We start from the raw sequence: 13,028 nt of genomic DNA, 5'->3' as shown, positions 1-13,028 counted from the left end.
GTGTCTCCAGTGACTCGACAAAGTGTCGCCACTGGCGACGCTGCTTCGTCCGTATAGCTCCCGCATCACTTTCATGCAGGACGCGGAGCGGACGATGGGCGCAACGATGAAGCGTTGGCAGGCGAAGCAGGCGGGACGGGGGCACCTGGAACTGGCGGAGGTGGCGATTCCCGCTCCGGGTGCCGGTGAGGTGTTGATTCGCGTGTCGGCGGTTTCCCTCAACTACCGCGAGAAGCTGATGCTCGACGGGGGGGGCTACCTGACGGCGCACCAGCCCTTCACGCCGGCTTCGGACATGGCGGGCGTGGTGGTCGCGGCGGGCGCGGGCGTGCAGCGCTTCAAGGAAGGGGCGCGCGTCATCGCCAACTTTCAGACGGACTGGGTGGACGGGCCCGTGCCGCGTGGGACGGTGCGCAGCCTGGGCGGAAACGCGCCGGGCGTGCTGGCCGAGTACGTCGTCATGCCGGAGCAGTGGCTGGTGGCGTCTCCCGAAACACTCGATGACGTGCAGGCGAGCACGCTGCCGTGCGCCGGCCTCACCGCTTGGACGTCCCTGGTGGAGCTGGGCGGGCTGCGTCCGGGGCACACCGTGGTGACGCAGGGCACGGGCGGCGTGTCCCTGTTCGCGGTGCAGCTTGCCGCCGCCATGGGCGCGGAGGTCATCGTGCTCTCGGGGGACGAGGACAAGCTGGCCCGCGTGAAGGCCCTGGGCGCCGCGCACGGCATCCATCGTCGCCACACCCCGGAGTGGCACACGGCGGTGCTCGAGCTGACGCGAGGCGCGGGGGCCGACCACATCCTGGAGTTGGTGGGTGGGGACAACCTGGGCCGGTCGGTGAAGGCGCTCGCGTCGGATGGGCGCGTCTCGCTCATTGGCGTGTTCGAGGGATTCGAGAGCCGCTTCCCGGTGCAGCCCTTGTTCATGAGCTCCGGCGTCATCCAGGGCATCTTCGTCGGACACCGGCGCGGGCTGGAGAACCTGGTGCGCGCGGTGGACCGGCTGGCATTGAAGCCCGTGGTCGACACTGTCTATTCGCTCGATGCGCTGCCCACGGCGCTCGAACACCTGGACCGCGGGCCGTTTGGCAAACTGGTCATCACGGCTTGACCTGGACCCGCGGCGCGGCTTGCGCCCCGACGCGCTCGGGGCCACCGGTGGTGGTGGCTGCAGGACGAAAGACAGACGCGTGCGAGGGTGAAGGACCACGGCAGGCGTTGGCGGAAGACAGAACGATGGGGTCAGGCGGCGCTGCGAGGGTTTGAATCGCCAGCGGGCCTGGAGTGGCGCATGCGCCCGGGCGTACTGTCCCGGGCGGCATGCGCACACTCTATGGACTCAGTTACTCGCCCTGGACGGAGAAGACCCGTTGGGCGTTGGACCACCACCGTGTCGCCTATCGCTACCGCGAACACCTGCCGCTCATCGGCGAGCCGCTGCTGCGCTGGCGTACGCCGCGTGGTGTGCGGCCCGCCGTGCCGCTGCTCATCGACGAGGGCGAGGCCTTTCCCGGCTCGTTCGTCATCGCGCGGCGCGCGGAGGAGCTGGGACAGGGGGAGCCGCTCTTCCCCGCAACGGACCTCCCGGTGATTCAGCGCTGGGACGATGACAGTGAGCAGGTGCACTCCGCGGCGCGCGCCAAGGTGGTGGCGGCGTTGTTGGAGAATCGGCAGGCGCAGGCGGAGAGCCTCCCCGCCTTCCTGCCCATGGGACTCCGGTCTCTGCTGGCCCCGTCCGCGAGGCTGGGCGCGCGCTTCGTGGCCCGCAAACACCAGGCGCCCACGGACATCGGCGCGGCCGTCCAGGAGAAGGTCATCCCCACGCTGGAGCGCCTGCGTGAGTCACTGGGCGGCCGGCCCTACCTGCTGGCGCGCTTCAGCTTCGCGGACATCGCGGCCGCGCTGATGCTCCAGTTCGTGCGGCCGGTGGACGACAGCTACCTCCCCCTGGGCCCCGGCACGCGAGCGGTGTGGAGTGACGCGGAGCTCGCCTCCCGCTTCCCGGACCTGCTCGAGTGGCGGGACGGCCTGTATGCGAAGCACCGCCGTCCCTGAACCACTCGCGCGCGGACCTGTCAAACAGCGCCCTGAAAAGCGAAACGGCGCCAGCCTCGTGAGAGGTGGCGCCGTGGAGCCGAAGCCCGGAGGCTCAGCCCGGCTGGCAGACCTGCCGGAGGATGTCGAGCGACTCCAGCGCCTTGCCCGCGCCAATCACGACGGCGGAGAGCGGGTCCTCGGCGAGGAACACGGGCAGGCCCGTCTCCTCGCGCAGCAGCGTGTCCAGGTTCTTCAGGAGCGCGCCGCCACCGGCCAGGACGATGCCGCGGTCGGCGATGTCGCCGGCGAGCTCGGGGGGAGTGCGCTCCAGCGTCAGCTTCACCGCCTCGACGATGCCGTTGACGGGCTCCGCCAGCGCGTCACGCACTTCGTCGCTGGACACCGTGAGCGTGCGCGGCACGCCGGCCACCAGGTCGCGACCCTTGATCTCCATGGTCATGACCTCGTCCGTCGGGTACGCGGTGCCGATGCCCATCTTGATGAGCTCCGCCGTGCGCTCACCGATGAGCAGGTTGTACTTGCGCTTGACGTACTGGATGATGGCCTCGTCCAGCTTGTCGCCGCCGATGCGCACGCTCTTGGCGAACACGATGCCGGCGAGGCTGATGACCGCGACGTCGGACGTGCCACCGCCGATGTCCACTATCATGTTGCCGCTGGGCTCCGTCACCGGAAGGCCCGCGCCAATGGCCGCCGCCATGGGCTGCTCGATGAGGTAGACCTCGCGGGCGCCCGCGTTGGCCGCCGCCTCGCGCACCGCGCGGCGCTCCACCTCGGTGATGCCGGAGGGGATGCCGATGATGATGCGCGGATTGACGAGCGTCTTGCGGTTGTGCGCGCTCTGGATGAAGTAGCGCAGCATCGCGGCCGTGATTTCGAAGTCCGCGATGACGCCGTCCTTCATCGGGCGGATGGCCACGATGTTACCCGGGGTGCGCCCGAGCATTTCCTTGGCTTCCTTGCCCACCGCGAGGACCTTCTTGCCCCCGCGCGCGTCCTGCTGGACGGCCACCACCGAGGGCTCGTTGGAGACGATGCCCTGGCCGCGGATGTAGATGAGCGTGTTCGCCGTGCCGAGGTCGATGGCGAGGTCACGCGAGAAGAGGGTGTGAAGCCAGTCAAACATACGGGGGCGGGAACTTTCGGGGGGTCGGCGGAATTTCCCCGTCATAGCGGGGGCAGGCGCGGGCCAAGGTACTACGCGACGCAGCACGGAGGAAGAAAAGCCGGTAGTGGCGTTCACATCCGCCTGGGGGGCAGTCGGCCAGCAGACGCAGGCGCGGCGCTTCCGGCTTTCAGGGGATGGGCGCGGGCTCGGCCTGCGCTGACTCGAAGCGCGCCGCCGCCAGCCCCGCCTCCAGCGGCTTCTCCTCGGGGAGCGCCGTGGGCGGCAGCGTCCCCCGGGCCTCGGCGTCGCGGTACTCCGGCGTCTGCCGCAGGGCCTCGCTGGTGACGTGGAGCAGCGTGTCACGCACGGGCTCGAACAGCAGGGCGGTAAGGTACCAGGCCGGGGCGTAATCCAACCGGATGAGGCCGTGTACGCTCCACCTGTGCGGCGCGTAGTCCCACGGGCAGCGGCCGAGCAGGCGCTTGAGCAACCAGCCCGTGCCGTACTCCGCGCCGAAGATGAGCCCCGTGTAGACCAGGGCTCGCAGCGGCCGGGGCAGGGGCTTGAGCCGGGCGGAGACCTCTTCCAGCGCCAGCGCCGTGCCTCCGTAGATGGGGTGCATCCACAGGTAGGTGCGCGCCGTGGCGTTCCGGTCCTTCTTCAGCGCAGCCCCCGTGCCGGTGAACATCACCTCGAGCACCCAGCCCACGCACCCATAGACGAGGAATCTTGAAAGCACCTCGGAAAGCTAAGGCTGTCCCGCAGAAGGGGCACTCCCACCCCCTGGGGTCGGTGCTGGCCGCCTGCCTCGGCTGTGCCATGGCGGACGGTGTGCCTGTCCCCAGAGGGAATCCCAACCGGACGACACGGGCCCACACGCCCAGGAGCCCGCCCAGGGCGGGCGGGCCCCTGACAGCGCCGGCTCAGCCCGGGATGCCGGCCGACCAGCGCTGCGTGAGGTACAGCTCGGCGAGCTGCGCCGCGTTGAGGTCCTGCTCCTCGCCCACGTAGGTGCGCTCGGTGGACAGGCCCACCTCGCCGCCGCCCACGCCCGCGTGAACGCCCACGCCAAAGTCGCCGGTGACCTTGTGCTTGTCCTGGACGGTGGCCTTGATTTCGACCTTGTCCTTGAGCTGGTCCAGCGCCTGGCCCACGTCGCCCCGGGCGATGCTGCCGAAGGCGCCGCTGGTGGCGATGTCGTTGATGTTGCCGCTGATTTCCGCCTTCACCTCGCGGCCCGTCGCGCCGCCCAGGCCCAGCGCGGACGCGTTGGCCTGACGCGAGTCGGTCAGCGTCAGCTTGGCCTCATGGGTGTCACGCACGCTGGCGCCAATCTCGCGAGCGGTGCCCTTCGGGTCCTTGATGAAGTCGGTCGGGTTGAAGCCCTCGGGCAGCTCCACGCTCTGCTCCAGCTCCACCCCGAGCGAACCGGACACCCCCGCGGACGCGTTGGTGGGCAGCGACACGGAGTCCCCGCCACCGGTGGGGATGCCCACGCCCGCGGACGCGCTGGCGTTGCCGTTGATTTCGAGGCTCTGCTTGAGGGTCAGCTTCTGGGGCTTGCCGCCCTCCATCTCGATGCGGGCCGTGGTGCTCTGGTTGATTCCGGCACTCGCGCCGGCGCCCGCGCTGATGGCCTCCGGCAGGCCCTTCATGCCCAGCTCGGCGTTGACGCTGGCCTCGGCGCCCAGCTTGAACTCCACGGCGCTCATGTTCTTCGTCAGGCCCGCCAGGTCCGACAGCGGATCCCCAAGGACGTGATTCACGCCGGCGCCCAGCACGGGGTTGCTCGCGGCGGCGCCCGCGGTGGCGGTGGAGGCCGCGATGATGCGGGTGGCGTTCTTGGCCTCCTCGGCCGTGTCGAACTTGAACTCCACCGTGGCCCCGGCGGTGCCGAAGGCCTCCGCGCCCGCGTCCGCCGCGCCCTTGGCGCCCAGCTTGGCCGCGACGCCCGCGCCCACCTCGCCGGTGACGGACACCGTGTAGCCGCCGCCCTCTTCCTCACTGCGGCTGACGCCCAGGGTGCCCTTCACCTTGCCGGCCAGCGTGGCGCCGTTGGCCTCGGCGTAGAGGCTGATGGAGGTGCTCTCACCCGGCTTGAGCTGGTCCACCTGCCGGTTGAGGTTGACCGCGTCGCCAATGGCCCGGGCCGTGTCCACCGGGTCGCGCACCACGTCCGCGGTGCCCTGGAGCGCCCCGCCGATGATGTCGTTGGTGATGCCCTGCAGGGGGTTGAGCGTGGGCGCGTCCTGGATGGCCCGGCCCGCCACGTCCAGGCCGTCCGCGGCGATGTCGGTCGCCTTGTCGAGCACCGGGCCCGCCCGCTCCGCCGCATCCTTGAGGACATTGCCCAGGCCATTCGCGGTGACGGCGGCCGCGGTGCCGGTGGCGCTCAGGGTGCGCTGGGTCGCGGTGCGGCCTGCCTCGAACACGTCGCCGGCGGCGTTGCGCACGTTGCCCGCCGCGTCCTGCACCCGGTCCTTGGTTCCTTCGACGACGTTCTGCGTGACGTTGGCCACGCCGCCCACGACGTCACCGGCCTTGTCCTTGGCACCCTCGACGACGTTCTGCGTCGCGTTGGCCACGCCGCCCACGACGTTCTTGGTGGCGTTGGCCACGCCGCCCACGGCGTCACCGGCCTTGTCCTTGGCGCCCTCGAAGACGTCCCGGGTCCGCTCCTGGGCCACGTTGGAGATCTTCTCCTTGGCCTCCTGCGCCTTGGCCGCCGCCTGCTCCGCGGCTTCCGCGGCCTTGCGCGCCGCCGCCTCCGCCGCGCGCCGGGCCGCCTCCGCCGCACGCTTCGCCGCGGCCTCGGCGGCCCGCTTCGCCGCGTCCGCCGCTCCGCCAATCAGTTTTCCGATTCCCATGGGGGCTTCCTTCTCCAGGCTGTCACGGCCGTGCGTCGTCTCGCGGGGGCGGGACGCGGCGCGTGCGCGCTTCAGGGGTGTGGTGCCGGCTGGGGCCTTGTGGCGGGCCAGCCGAAGCCCTCAGCAGTGTCGAGTCTTGAAAGCAGGCATGGACGACTCCTGCCCTTTAGAAAGAGCGGGTACTCTGTGAGGGCTGCGGGGATTCTCAGGAAATGAGGCGGAAGAGTTTCGTCGGCGCGGCAGAAACCTGGCCGCCGAGCGCTGGATTGGCGTTTTCCCGCCGCGGGGGAGCGCTTTACTGGGTGGCACCCGCGTAATACAGGAGAAGCGGATGTGCTCCGCAGGCCCGACAGCCCCGCTATCCCCACCCGGGCGACGCGCGCGCGGGATGCTGCTGGCCATTGCCCTGGGCACGGCGCTTGCGTCCGTGCCGGGGATCAACGCGCTGGAACGGATGGTGGCCGCCGAGGTCCACGCCGTGTACGGGCCCTCTGATGAGAGAAACGGCGCGCGGGTGGACCGGGGCGGCGTGGCCTTCGTGGGCAAGCGCACGCGCCAGTTGCGCTGTGGGCGACTGGCCGGGGTGGGGAGCGACACCTGGGCCGCGGTGATGAGCGCCACGGCTGGGGTGAAGACGAAACCGACCCTGGGCCGGGAACTCGAGTCCTTTCAGCCGGGCTTCCATGAAGCCCACCGTCAGGCTCGAGAACGTCGGCGGGCCGTTGCCACCGACACTGTCCGGCTGCTGCGCTCCGCGGCCCGGATGGTGCGGGGAGGCAACGCCGGTGACCGGCCGACGCTCGTCACCCAGTCGTTGCGCGGGCCTCCCGGGCGCGGCTGAAGACTGCGCTCGGAATCGGGCCGGCGGGTAACGCGCCTGCCTTCTTTGTTTCCTCCCGCATGATGCGCGGTCCGACGCACGGCGCCGGGCCGGTCCGAACCTCAATCTTCCGCTAGGTTGTTTTTTTCGAGGTGTACCGATGCATGGAGCCCACGAGGTCCTCCAAGCCATTGCCGTCGTCCTGTGCGTCGCGGCAGTGACGACGGTCCTCTTCCAGAAGCTTCGCCAGCCCGTGGTGCTGGGCTACATCCTGGCCGGCCTCGTCGTCGGCCCGTACCTGCCGATTCCGCTGGTCGCCAACCCGGAGGTGGTGACGACGCTCTCGGAGCTGGGCGTCATCCTCCTGATGTTCTCGTTGGGGTTGGAGTTCAGCCTCCGCAAGCTGTTCGCCGTGGGCCCCACGGCGGGTGTCACCGCCGTCATCCAGTGCAGCATCATGATTTGGCTGGGCTTCGTGGTGGGGCGCGCCTTCGGGTGGACCACCCTGGAGAGCCTCTTCACTGGCGCGCTCATCTCCGTGTCCAGCACCACCATCATCGCCAAGGCCTTCGACGAGCAGAACATCCGGGGCCGGCTGCGGGAACTGGTGGTGGGCGTCCTCATCGTCGAGGACCTCATCGCCGTCCTCCTGATGGCGACGCTGACGGCCATCTCCTCCGGCACTGGCCTGTCCGTGGGGGAGCTGTCGTTGACGACGGGCCGCCTGGTGGCGTTCCTCGTCGGGCTGGTGGTGGTGGGGCTGTTCATCATCCCCCGCGCGGTGCGCTACGTGGTGAAGCTCAACAAGCCAGAGACGACCCTGGTGGCCAGCGTGGGCATCTGCTTCGCGGTGGCGCTGCTGGCGCAGGCCTTCGGGTATTCGGTGGCGCTGGGGGCCTTCCTGGCGGGCTCGCTGGTGGCGGAGTCCGGCGAGGAGAAGGTGGTGGAGCACCTGGTGCAGCCGGTGAAGGACATCTTCGCGGCCATCTTCTTCGTGTCCGTGGGCATGCTCATCAACCCGGCGCTCATCGCGGAGCACTGGGCGGCCATCCTGGTGCTCACGGTCGTGGTCATCGTTGGCAAGCTCTTCAGCGTGACGCTGGGCGCGTTCCTCACGGGGCACAGCACCCGGACCTCCGTGCAGGCGGGCATGAGCCTGGCGCAGATTGGCGAGTTCTCCTTCATCATCGCGGGCCTGGGCCTGTCGCTGAAGGCCACGGGCAACTTCATCTACCCGGTGGCGGTGGCCGTCTCCGCGATTACGACGCTCACGACGCCCCTGCTGATTCGCGTGTCAGGGCCGGTGGCCAGCTATGTGGACCGCAAGCTGCCCAAGCCGCTGCAGACGTTCGTGACGTTGTACGGCACCTGGGTTGAGCGGCTGCGCGACGCGCCCCGGCGCCAGACGTTCGGGGCCTCGGTGCGGCGGCTGGCGCGGTTGATGGTGCTGGACGCCGTGTTGCTGATTGTCCTGGTGATTGGCACGTCGTTGACAGCGGGCAAGCTGGGCTCCCTCATCGAGCAGCGGCTGGGCATCGATGAGAACCTGTCCCGCTACATCATCCTGGGCGGCGCGGTGCTGCTCTCCATCCCGTTCCTGGTGGGCGTGGTGCAGGTGGCGCGCCGGTTGGGCGAGGAGCTGGCGGAGGCGGCGCTACCCGGGCGGAAGGATGGGCGGGTGGACCTAGCGGCGGCGCCCCGGCGCGTGCTGCTGGTGACGCTGCAACTGGGCATCATCCTGCTGGTGAGCGTGCCCGTGGTGGCGATTACCCAGCCCTTCGTCCGGGGCGCCATGGGCCCCCTCATCTTGCTGGCCCTGATTGGCGCGCTGGGCGTGACGTTCTGGCGAGGCGCCACCAACCTGCACGGCCACGTCCGCGCGGGCGCGCAGGTCATCGTGGAGGCGCTGGCGGCGCAGTCCCACTCGCGAGAGCCGGGCGCGGATGAGCACGCGCTCGACCACGTCTCCAAGGTGCTCCCGGGCCTGGGCGAGCCCGTGCCCGTGCGGCTGGAGACCTCCAGTCCCGCGGCGGGGAAGACGCTGGCCGAGGTGAACCTCCGCGGCCTCACGGGGGCCACGGTGCTGGCCATCCGGCGCGGGGACTCGAGCGTGTCCGTGCCGTCCGCGCAGGAGGTGCTGCAGCCGGGTGACGTGCTGGCGCTGACGGGTACGCAGGACGCGGTGGAGGCGGCCAAGAGCCTGCTCACCGGTGCACCGGCGCCCACCTCGGAGCCGGAGCCGACGGGCGCCCAGGTGTGAGGGACACGGGCCTGGGGGCGGCGTTCGTGCCGCCTCCGGGGCCTACCGCTTCACGCTGTACTTGGCGATGGCGTAGAGGGCGCGTACGCCGTCCTTCCAGCCAATCTTCTTGCCCTCTTCGTAGGTGCGCCCGTGGTAGCTGATGGGCACCTCGAAGACGCGCCAGCGGCCACGGGCCACCTTGGCGGTGATTTCCGGCTCGAAGCCGAAGCGGTCCTCCTCCACCTGCACGGAGCGCAGCACCTCGGCGCGGAAGGCCTTGTAGCAGGTCTCCATGTCGGTGAGGTTCAGGCCGCTGGTCATGTTGGACAGCGTGGTGAGCACGTTGTTCAGCACGGTGTGCCAGTAATAGAGGACGCGCCGGGGCGTGCCGGTGAAGCGGCTGCCGAAGACGACGTCCGCGACCCCGTCGATGATGGGCTGGATGACGTTGGGGATGTCGCGCGGGTCGTATTCCAGGTCCGCGTCCTGGACGATGATGATGTCACCCGTGGATTCGGTGAAGCCTCGCCGCAGCGCCGCTCCCTTGCCCTGGTTCTTCTCCTGGAAGAGGACGCGCACCTCGTTGCGGTTGCGCGGTGTACCGCCCAACAGGCCCACACCCTGCTCCTGAAGCTGGCGCAGGAATTCGCGGCTGCCGTCCTTGGAGCAGTCGTCGATGAGGACGAGCTCCTTCGGGAAGTCGACGGCGACGCAGCGGCGCAGCAGTTCGGCGAGGGTGGGAATCTCGTTGTAGACGGGGATGACGAGTGAGACGAGCATGGCGTTTTGCGGCTGTACCGCATTTTGCGTCATGGGGCGACCTTCTGGCACGGAAGGTGCGGGCCGGGTGGGGCGCGGCGTTCAGCGGAGCGCTGCGGCCCGGAGCGCGTCCATGAGGGCGTCCAGGTCCGCGTCGGTGGTGAGCGGGTTGATGAGGGTGACACGGAGATAGACGCCACGGGGCAGCTTTGTCTGCACCAGGTAGAAATCTCCGCGAGTCACCAGTCGCTCGCGCAGCTTCGTCTGGAGGGTGTCCCACTGCTCGGCGGGGACGTGCGCGGGCGTGTGGCGGAAGCAGAGGATGTTGCACTCGGGCGGCACGGCGACCTCGAAGTCGCTGGCGGCGGAGAGGCGCTGGGCGAAGCGGTGGGCCTGCTCGTAGGACTCCGTCACCGCGTCGGAGAAGAGCCGGGTGCCCAGCACGGCGAGGCAGGCGTACACCTTGAGGGCCATCATCTCCTTGGTGCACTCCAGGGTGCGCAGGGCCACGTCGCTCCAGGGGCGCTCCGCGTCGCCGTGGAAGATGTAGCTGGCCTCCTGTGAGAAGGACTCGAAGGAGCGGGCGCCGTCGCGGAAGAGGACGGCCGTTACCAGCGCGGGCATCAGCAGCCCCTTGTGGGCGTCCCACACCACGGAGTCCGCCCGGTCGATGCCGCGCACGAGGTGCCGGTGGGCGGGGCTGAGGACGGCGGAGGCGCCGTGTGCGCCGTCGACGTGGAACCACAGGTCATGGCGCTCGCAGAAGTCGGCCACGGGTTCCAGTGGGTCGAAGGCGCCGGTGGCGGTGGAGCCGGCGTTGGCCACCACGGCGATGGGCTTGCGCCCAGCGCGCGTGGCGGACTCGAGCGCGGCGTCGAGTGCCTCGGGGCGCAGGCGGAAGTGTTCGTCCACCGGGACGGGCGTCACGCCGCCTTCGCCAAAGCCCATGACGCGGGTGGCGCGGGCGAGGCTGTAGTGCGTCGTCTGGGCGGTCAGCACGGTGAGGGGCGGGCCGGCGTGGGCGCCGCCGTTCCACGCGTCGTAGCCGGCCTTGGCCTGCCGCGCGGCGAGCAGGGCGGTGAGGTTGCCCAGGGAGCCGCCGGAGGTGAGCACGCCGTCGGTTGTTTCGGGCAGGCCGAGCCGCGCGGCCATCCAGCGCAGGACGTTGCGCTCCATGGCGGTGGAGACGGGGCCCATCTCGTACACGGCCATGCCGTTGTTGAGCAGGGAAGACACCGCGTCGCACAGGGCGGCCAGCGGCACGGGGGCCGTCACCTGGTGGCCCACGTAGCGTGGGTGGTGCAGGTGGTTGGACCCGGAGAGCACGCGGGTGATGAGGTCTGCGAAGTCGCCCGTGGGCGCTTCGGGGAAGGCTGCGGCGAAGCGGTCCACGTTCACCGCGGGGGCGGCCCAGGGGAGCACGGGGCCTTCGGCGCGGGTGGCGCGCGCGAGGTAGTCGGAGAGCGTGTCCATCAGCCGGTGGGATTCACGGCGGAAGGCGTCAGCGTCGTAGGCGGCAGCGATTCGCGCTTGAAAGTCCGTCATGGCGCGGCGGAACGTAACCGTGCCGGTGCGAGGGCGGAATGGTCCCTTCGTCCGTTACCGGGTGTGCGGAGAACCCTTGGTAAGAAGGGGCGAGTGAGCAGGCGGGGTGGCGTGTGGTGGTGGCGCGCACTAAGCTTGGCTCATGGGGCGCGCATGCCGTGTGCCCTGCTCACGTGAGGAGGATGGCCATGGCCGACCCGAAGGTGACGATTACCTACTGTACCGCTTGAGGCTACAGGCCTCGGGCCGCCCGTGCGGCGGCCGCATTGAAGGATGAGCTGGATGTAGAGGCAGAGCTGTTGCCGGGCCCTTCGGGTAGCTACGAGGTCGCCGTGGATGGCAAGGTCGTCATCCGGAAGGCGTCGCTCGCATTCCCCACGGACCACGAGGTGGTGGACGCGGTGGCGAAGGTGCTGGGGCGGTAGCGGGCAGGTTGCCTTGGCCGCTTCGTGCGATGCTGGGCGCGAGTGAGGGGCGGGCCGCCTCACGACGCGCCCGCTTCGCGCGGACGAGATTCGCCATGGTTGAGCAGGGGAACTTCAATGTCTGCACGGCGCTGTGCCACGAGAGTCCTTGGCGTTGCTGCTCTTCTTTGGGTCACGCCCCTGGCGGCGGCTGAGAAGTCTGTCTTTGCACGACTGCATCCTGCAATGACTCGCGCCGAGGTCGAGAAGCTCGGGAACAAGGTATCCCTGGGGGCATACCAGGGGCATCTCATGTCCTCGTTCACGAGCGAAGGTGCGCTTCAGCGCGTCGGCGCGATTGCCACGTTCCGGCAGGGGAGTTGTCCGGAGGCGCTGGAGAGCGTGCGCCGGTACCTGGAGCAGGATTTCGGCGCGCCACGCAGTCTGAAACCGCATATCCCACTGTATGGCGGGCTGCATCAGCGCTGTCATGACTGGAGGCTCGGTGCCGCGTGGCTGCAGGTCTGCTGCGCTCGGCATGAACTCAAGAAGGGCCGTCCCCCGTTGATGCACGTATCGGTCACCTATGGAGTCAAAGGCAGGGACACGCCCGTTGAGCATGGAGGCCACGGAGGGGACTCGCTCATCATCCCCTTCGACGGTTTTCACTGACATGCCTCTCACAAGAACGTGAACGGCACCACTCACGGCCCGAGTCCCTCGCCGTTGGTGTGCAAGCGTCCAGCCAACATTCCAAGAAAGGCATGAAAAATCGAGTGCTACGCGGGGCAGGCGGCCGAGCAACCAAGCGGGAATCAGGTCCCGGTGGTCCGCTCCCGGACATGGCGTGGGGGCCCCAGCTTTAGGGCATAGGAGGTGACACTCATGGCGTGGCCGACAGTCGCGTCGCCCTACGAGCGGCGCTCCCTCACCAGTGGACTGCGGGTTCGGGACGAAAGCGGGGCGATGCTGGGCTACGTAGCCCTCATTGGCCGCGAGCACCTCTACGCGCGGCGCTGGCCCTTCAGCCGGCAGTGGACGGAGTTCCCGCTGGCCCGCGTGCGGCATGTCTCCCGGGGCTCGGTGTTCCTGGAGGGGCAGATGCCGGGGCGGGTGGTAGCGGCCGACAAGGGCGCACACGCGGAGATTCCCACGCAGACCCTGCCCCTGGCGGAACTGGACGAGGCGTCCACTCCCGCCTGAGCCCTTCAACCAGGTGCGGCGCGGC

General features: G+C 69.6%; 12 protein-coding genes. 7 read left to right on the top strand and 5 right to left on the bottom strand.

The genetic code is table 11. The features are described 5' to 3' along the window. The first annotated feature begins 73 nt into the window (after nucleotides 1-73). Complete coding sequence (locus FMQ63_RS01385) at nucleotides 74-1,108, top strand: NAD(P)-dependent alcohol dehydrogenase (RefSeq protein ID WP_216608410.1); 1,035 nt, start codon at nucleotides 74-76, stop codon at nucleotides 1,106-1,108. Between the two features lie 209 nt (nucleotides 1,109-1,317). Further along, nucleotides 1,318-2,052: a glutathione S-transferase family protein gene (locus tag FMQ63_RS01380; RefSeq protein WP_026114046.1), complete on the top strand. Its 735-nt coding sequence runs from the start codon at nucleotides 1,318-1,320 to the stop codon at nucleotides 2,050-2,052. A gap of 94 nt (nucleotides 2,053-2,146) precedes the next feature. Here FMQ63_RS01380 and FMQ63_RS01375 read toward each other — a convergent pair whose 3' ends face one another. From FMQ63_RS01375 to FMQ63_RS01365, 3 genes are all read right to left on the bottom strand, one after another. After that, nucleotides 2,147-3,181 (bottom strand): rod shape-determining protein, encoded by a 1,035-nt coding sequence (locus FMQ63_RS01375; protein ID WP_011556714.1) that lies wholly within the window; start codon nucleotides 3,179-3,181, stop codon nucleotides 2,147-2,149. 169 nt (nucleotides 3,182-3,350) lie between these two features. After that, the gene (locus tag FMQ63_RS01370) at nucleotides 3,351-3,902 is read right to left on the bottom strand and encodes a hypothetical protein (protein ID WP_011556713.1); all 552 of its coding nucleotides are present in this window, start codon (nucleotides 3,900-3,902) and stop codon (nucleotides 3,351-3,353) included. A 184-nt stretch (nucleotides 3,903-4,086) separates the two neighbouring features. Next, a complete protein-coding gene (locus tag FMQ63_RS01365) occupies nucleotides 4,087-6,030 on the bottom strand; it encodes a hypothetical protein (RefSeq protein WP_011556712.1) in 1,944 nt (647 codons plus the stop codon). A gap of 388 nt (nucleotides 6,031-6,418) precedes the next feature. Between FMQ63_RS01365 and FMQ63_RS01360 the strand changes: the two genes are divergently transcribed. Further along, entirely contained in the window at nucleotides 6,419-6,871 is a 453-nt protein-coding gene (locus tag FMQ63_RS01360; RefSeq protein WP_225909590.1) for a hypothetical protein, read from the top strand. Between the two features lie 139 nt (nucleotides 6,872-7,010). Further along, nucleotides 7,011-9,110: a cation:proton antiporter gene (locus FMQ63_RS01355; protein WP_011556710.1), complete on the top strand. Its 2,100-nt coding sequence runs from the start codon at nucleotides 7,011-7,013 to the stop codon at nucleotides 9,108-9,110. Between the two features lie 42 nt (nucleotides 9,111-9,152). Here the strand turns inward: FMQ63_RS01355 and FMQ63_RS01350 are convergent, their stop codons facing one another. Beyond that, the gene (locus FMQ63_RS01350; protein WP_011556709.1) at nucleotides 9,153-9,872 is read right to left on the bottom strand and encodes a glycosyltransferase family 2 protein; all 720 of its coding nucleotides are present in this window, start codon (nucleotides 9,870-9,872) and stop codon (nucleotides 9,153-9,155) included. Between the two features lie 81 nt (nucleotides 9,873-9,953). After that, entirely contained in the window at nucleotides 9,954-11,396 is a 1,443-nt protein-coding gene (locus FMQ63_RS01345; protein WP_011556708.1) for an aminotransferase class I/II-fold pyridoxal phosphate-dependent enzyme, read from the bottom strand. A 188-nt stretch (nucleotides 11,397-11,584) separates the two neighbouring features. Here FMQ63_RS01345 and FMQ63_RS37260 point away from each other — a divergent pair, with 188 nt between their 5' ends. From FMQ63_RS37260 to FMQ63_RS01335, 3 genes are all read left to right on the top strand, one after another. Next, nucleotides 11,585-11,821 carry a SelT/SelW/SelH family protein gene (locus tag FMQ63_RS37260; RefSeq protein ID WP_225888260.1) on the top strand — a complete coding sequence of 79 codons (237 nt, stop codon included), beginning with the start codon at nucleotides 11,585-11,587 and terminating at the stop codon, nucleotides 11,819-11,821. 291 nt (nucleotides 11,822-12,112) lie between these two features. Further along, nucleotides 12,113-12,472: a hypothetical protein gene (locus tag FMQ63_RS37755; protein ID WP_225909588.1), complete on the top strand. Its 360-nt coding sequence runs from the start codon at nucleotides 12,113-12,115 to the stop codon at nucleotides 12,470-12,472. Between the two features lie 213 nt (nucleotides 12,473-12,685). Continuing rightward, on the top strand, nucleotides 12,686-13,003 hold the full coding sequence (locus tag FMQ63_RS01335) for a hypothetical protein (protein ID WP_216608389.1): 318 nt from the start codon (nucleotides 12,686-12,688) through the stop codon (nucleotides 13,001-13,003). Nucleotides 13,004-13,028: the final 25 nt, after the last annotated feature.

The sequence above is a fragment of the Myxococcus sp. CA005 genome (assembly GCF_006518205.1).
In the GTDB taxonomy this organism is placed as follows: Bacteria; Myxococcota; Myxococcia; order Myxococcales; family Myxococcaceae; genus Myxococcus; species Myxococcus xanthus.
The sequence above is the reverse complement of the archived record's forward strand: the minus strand, read 5'-3'. Positions and strand labels throughout refer to the sequence as shown.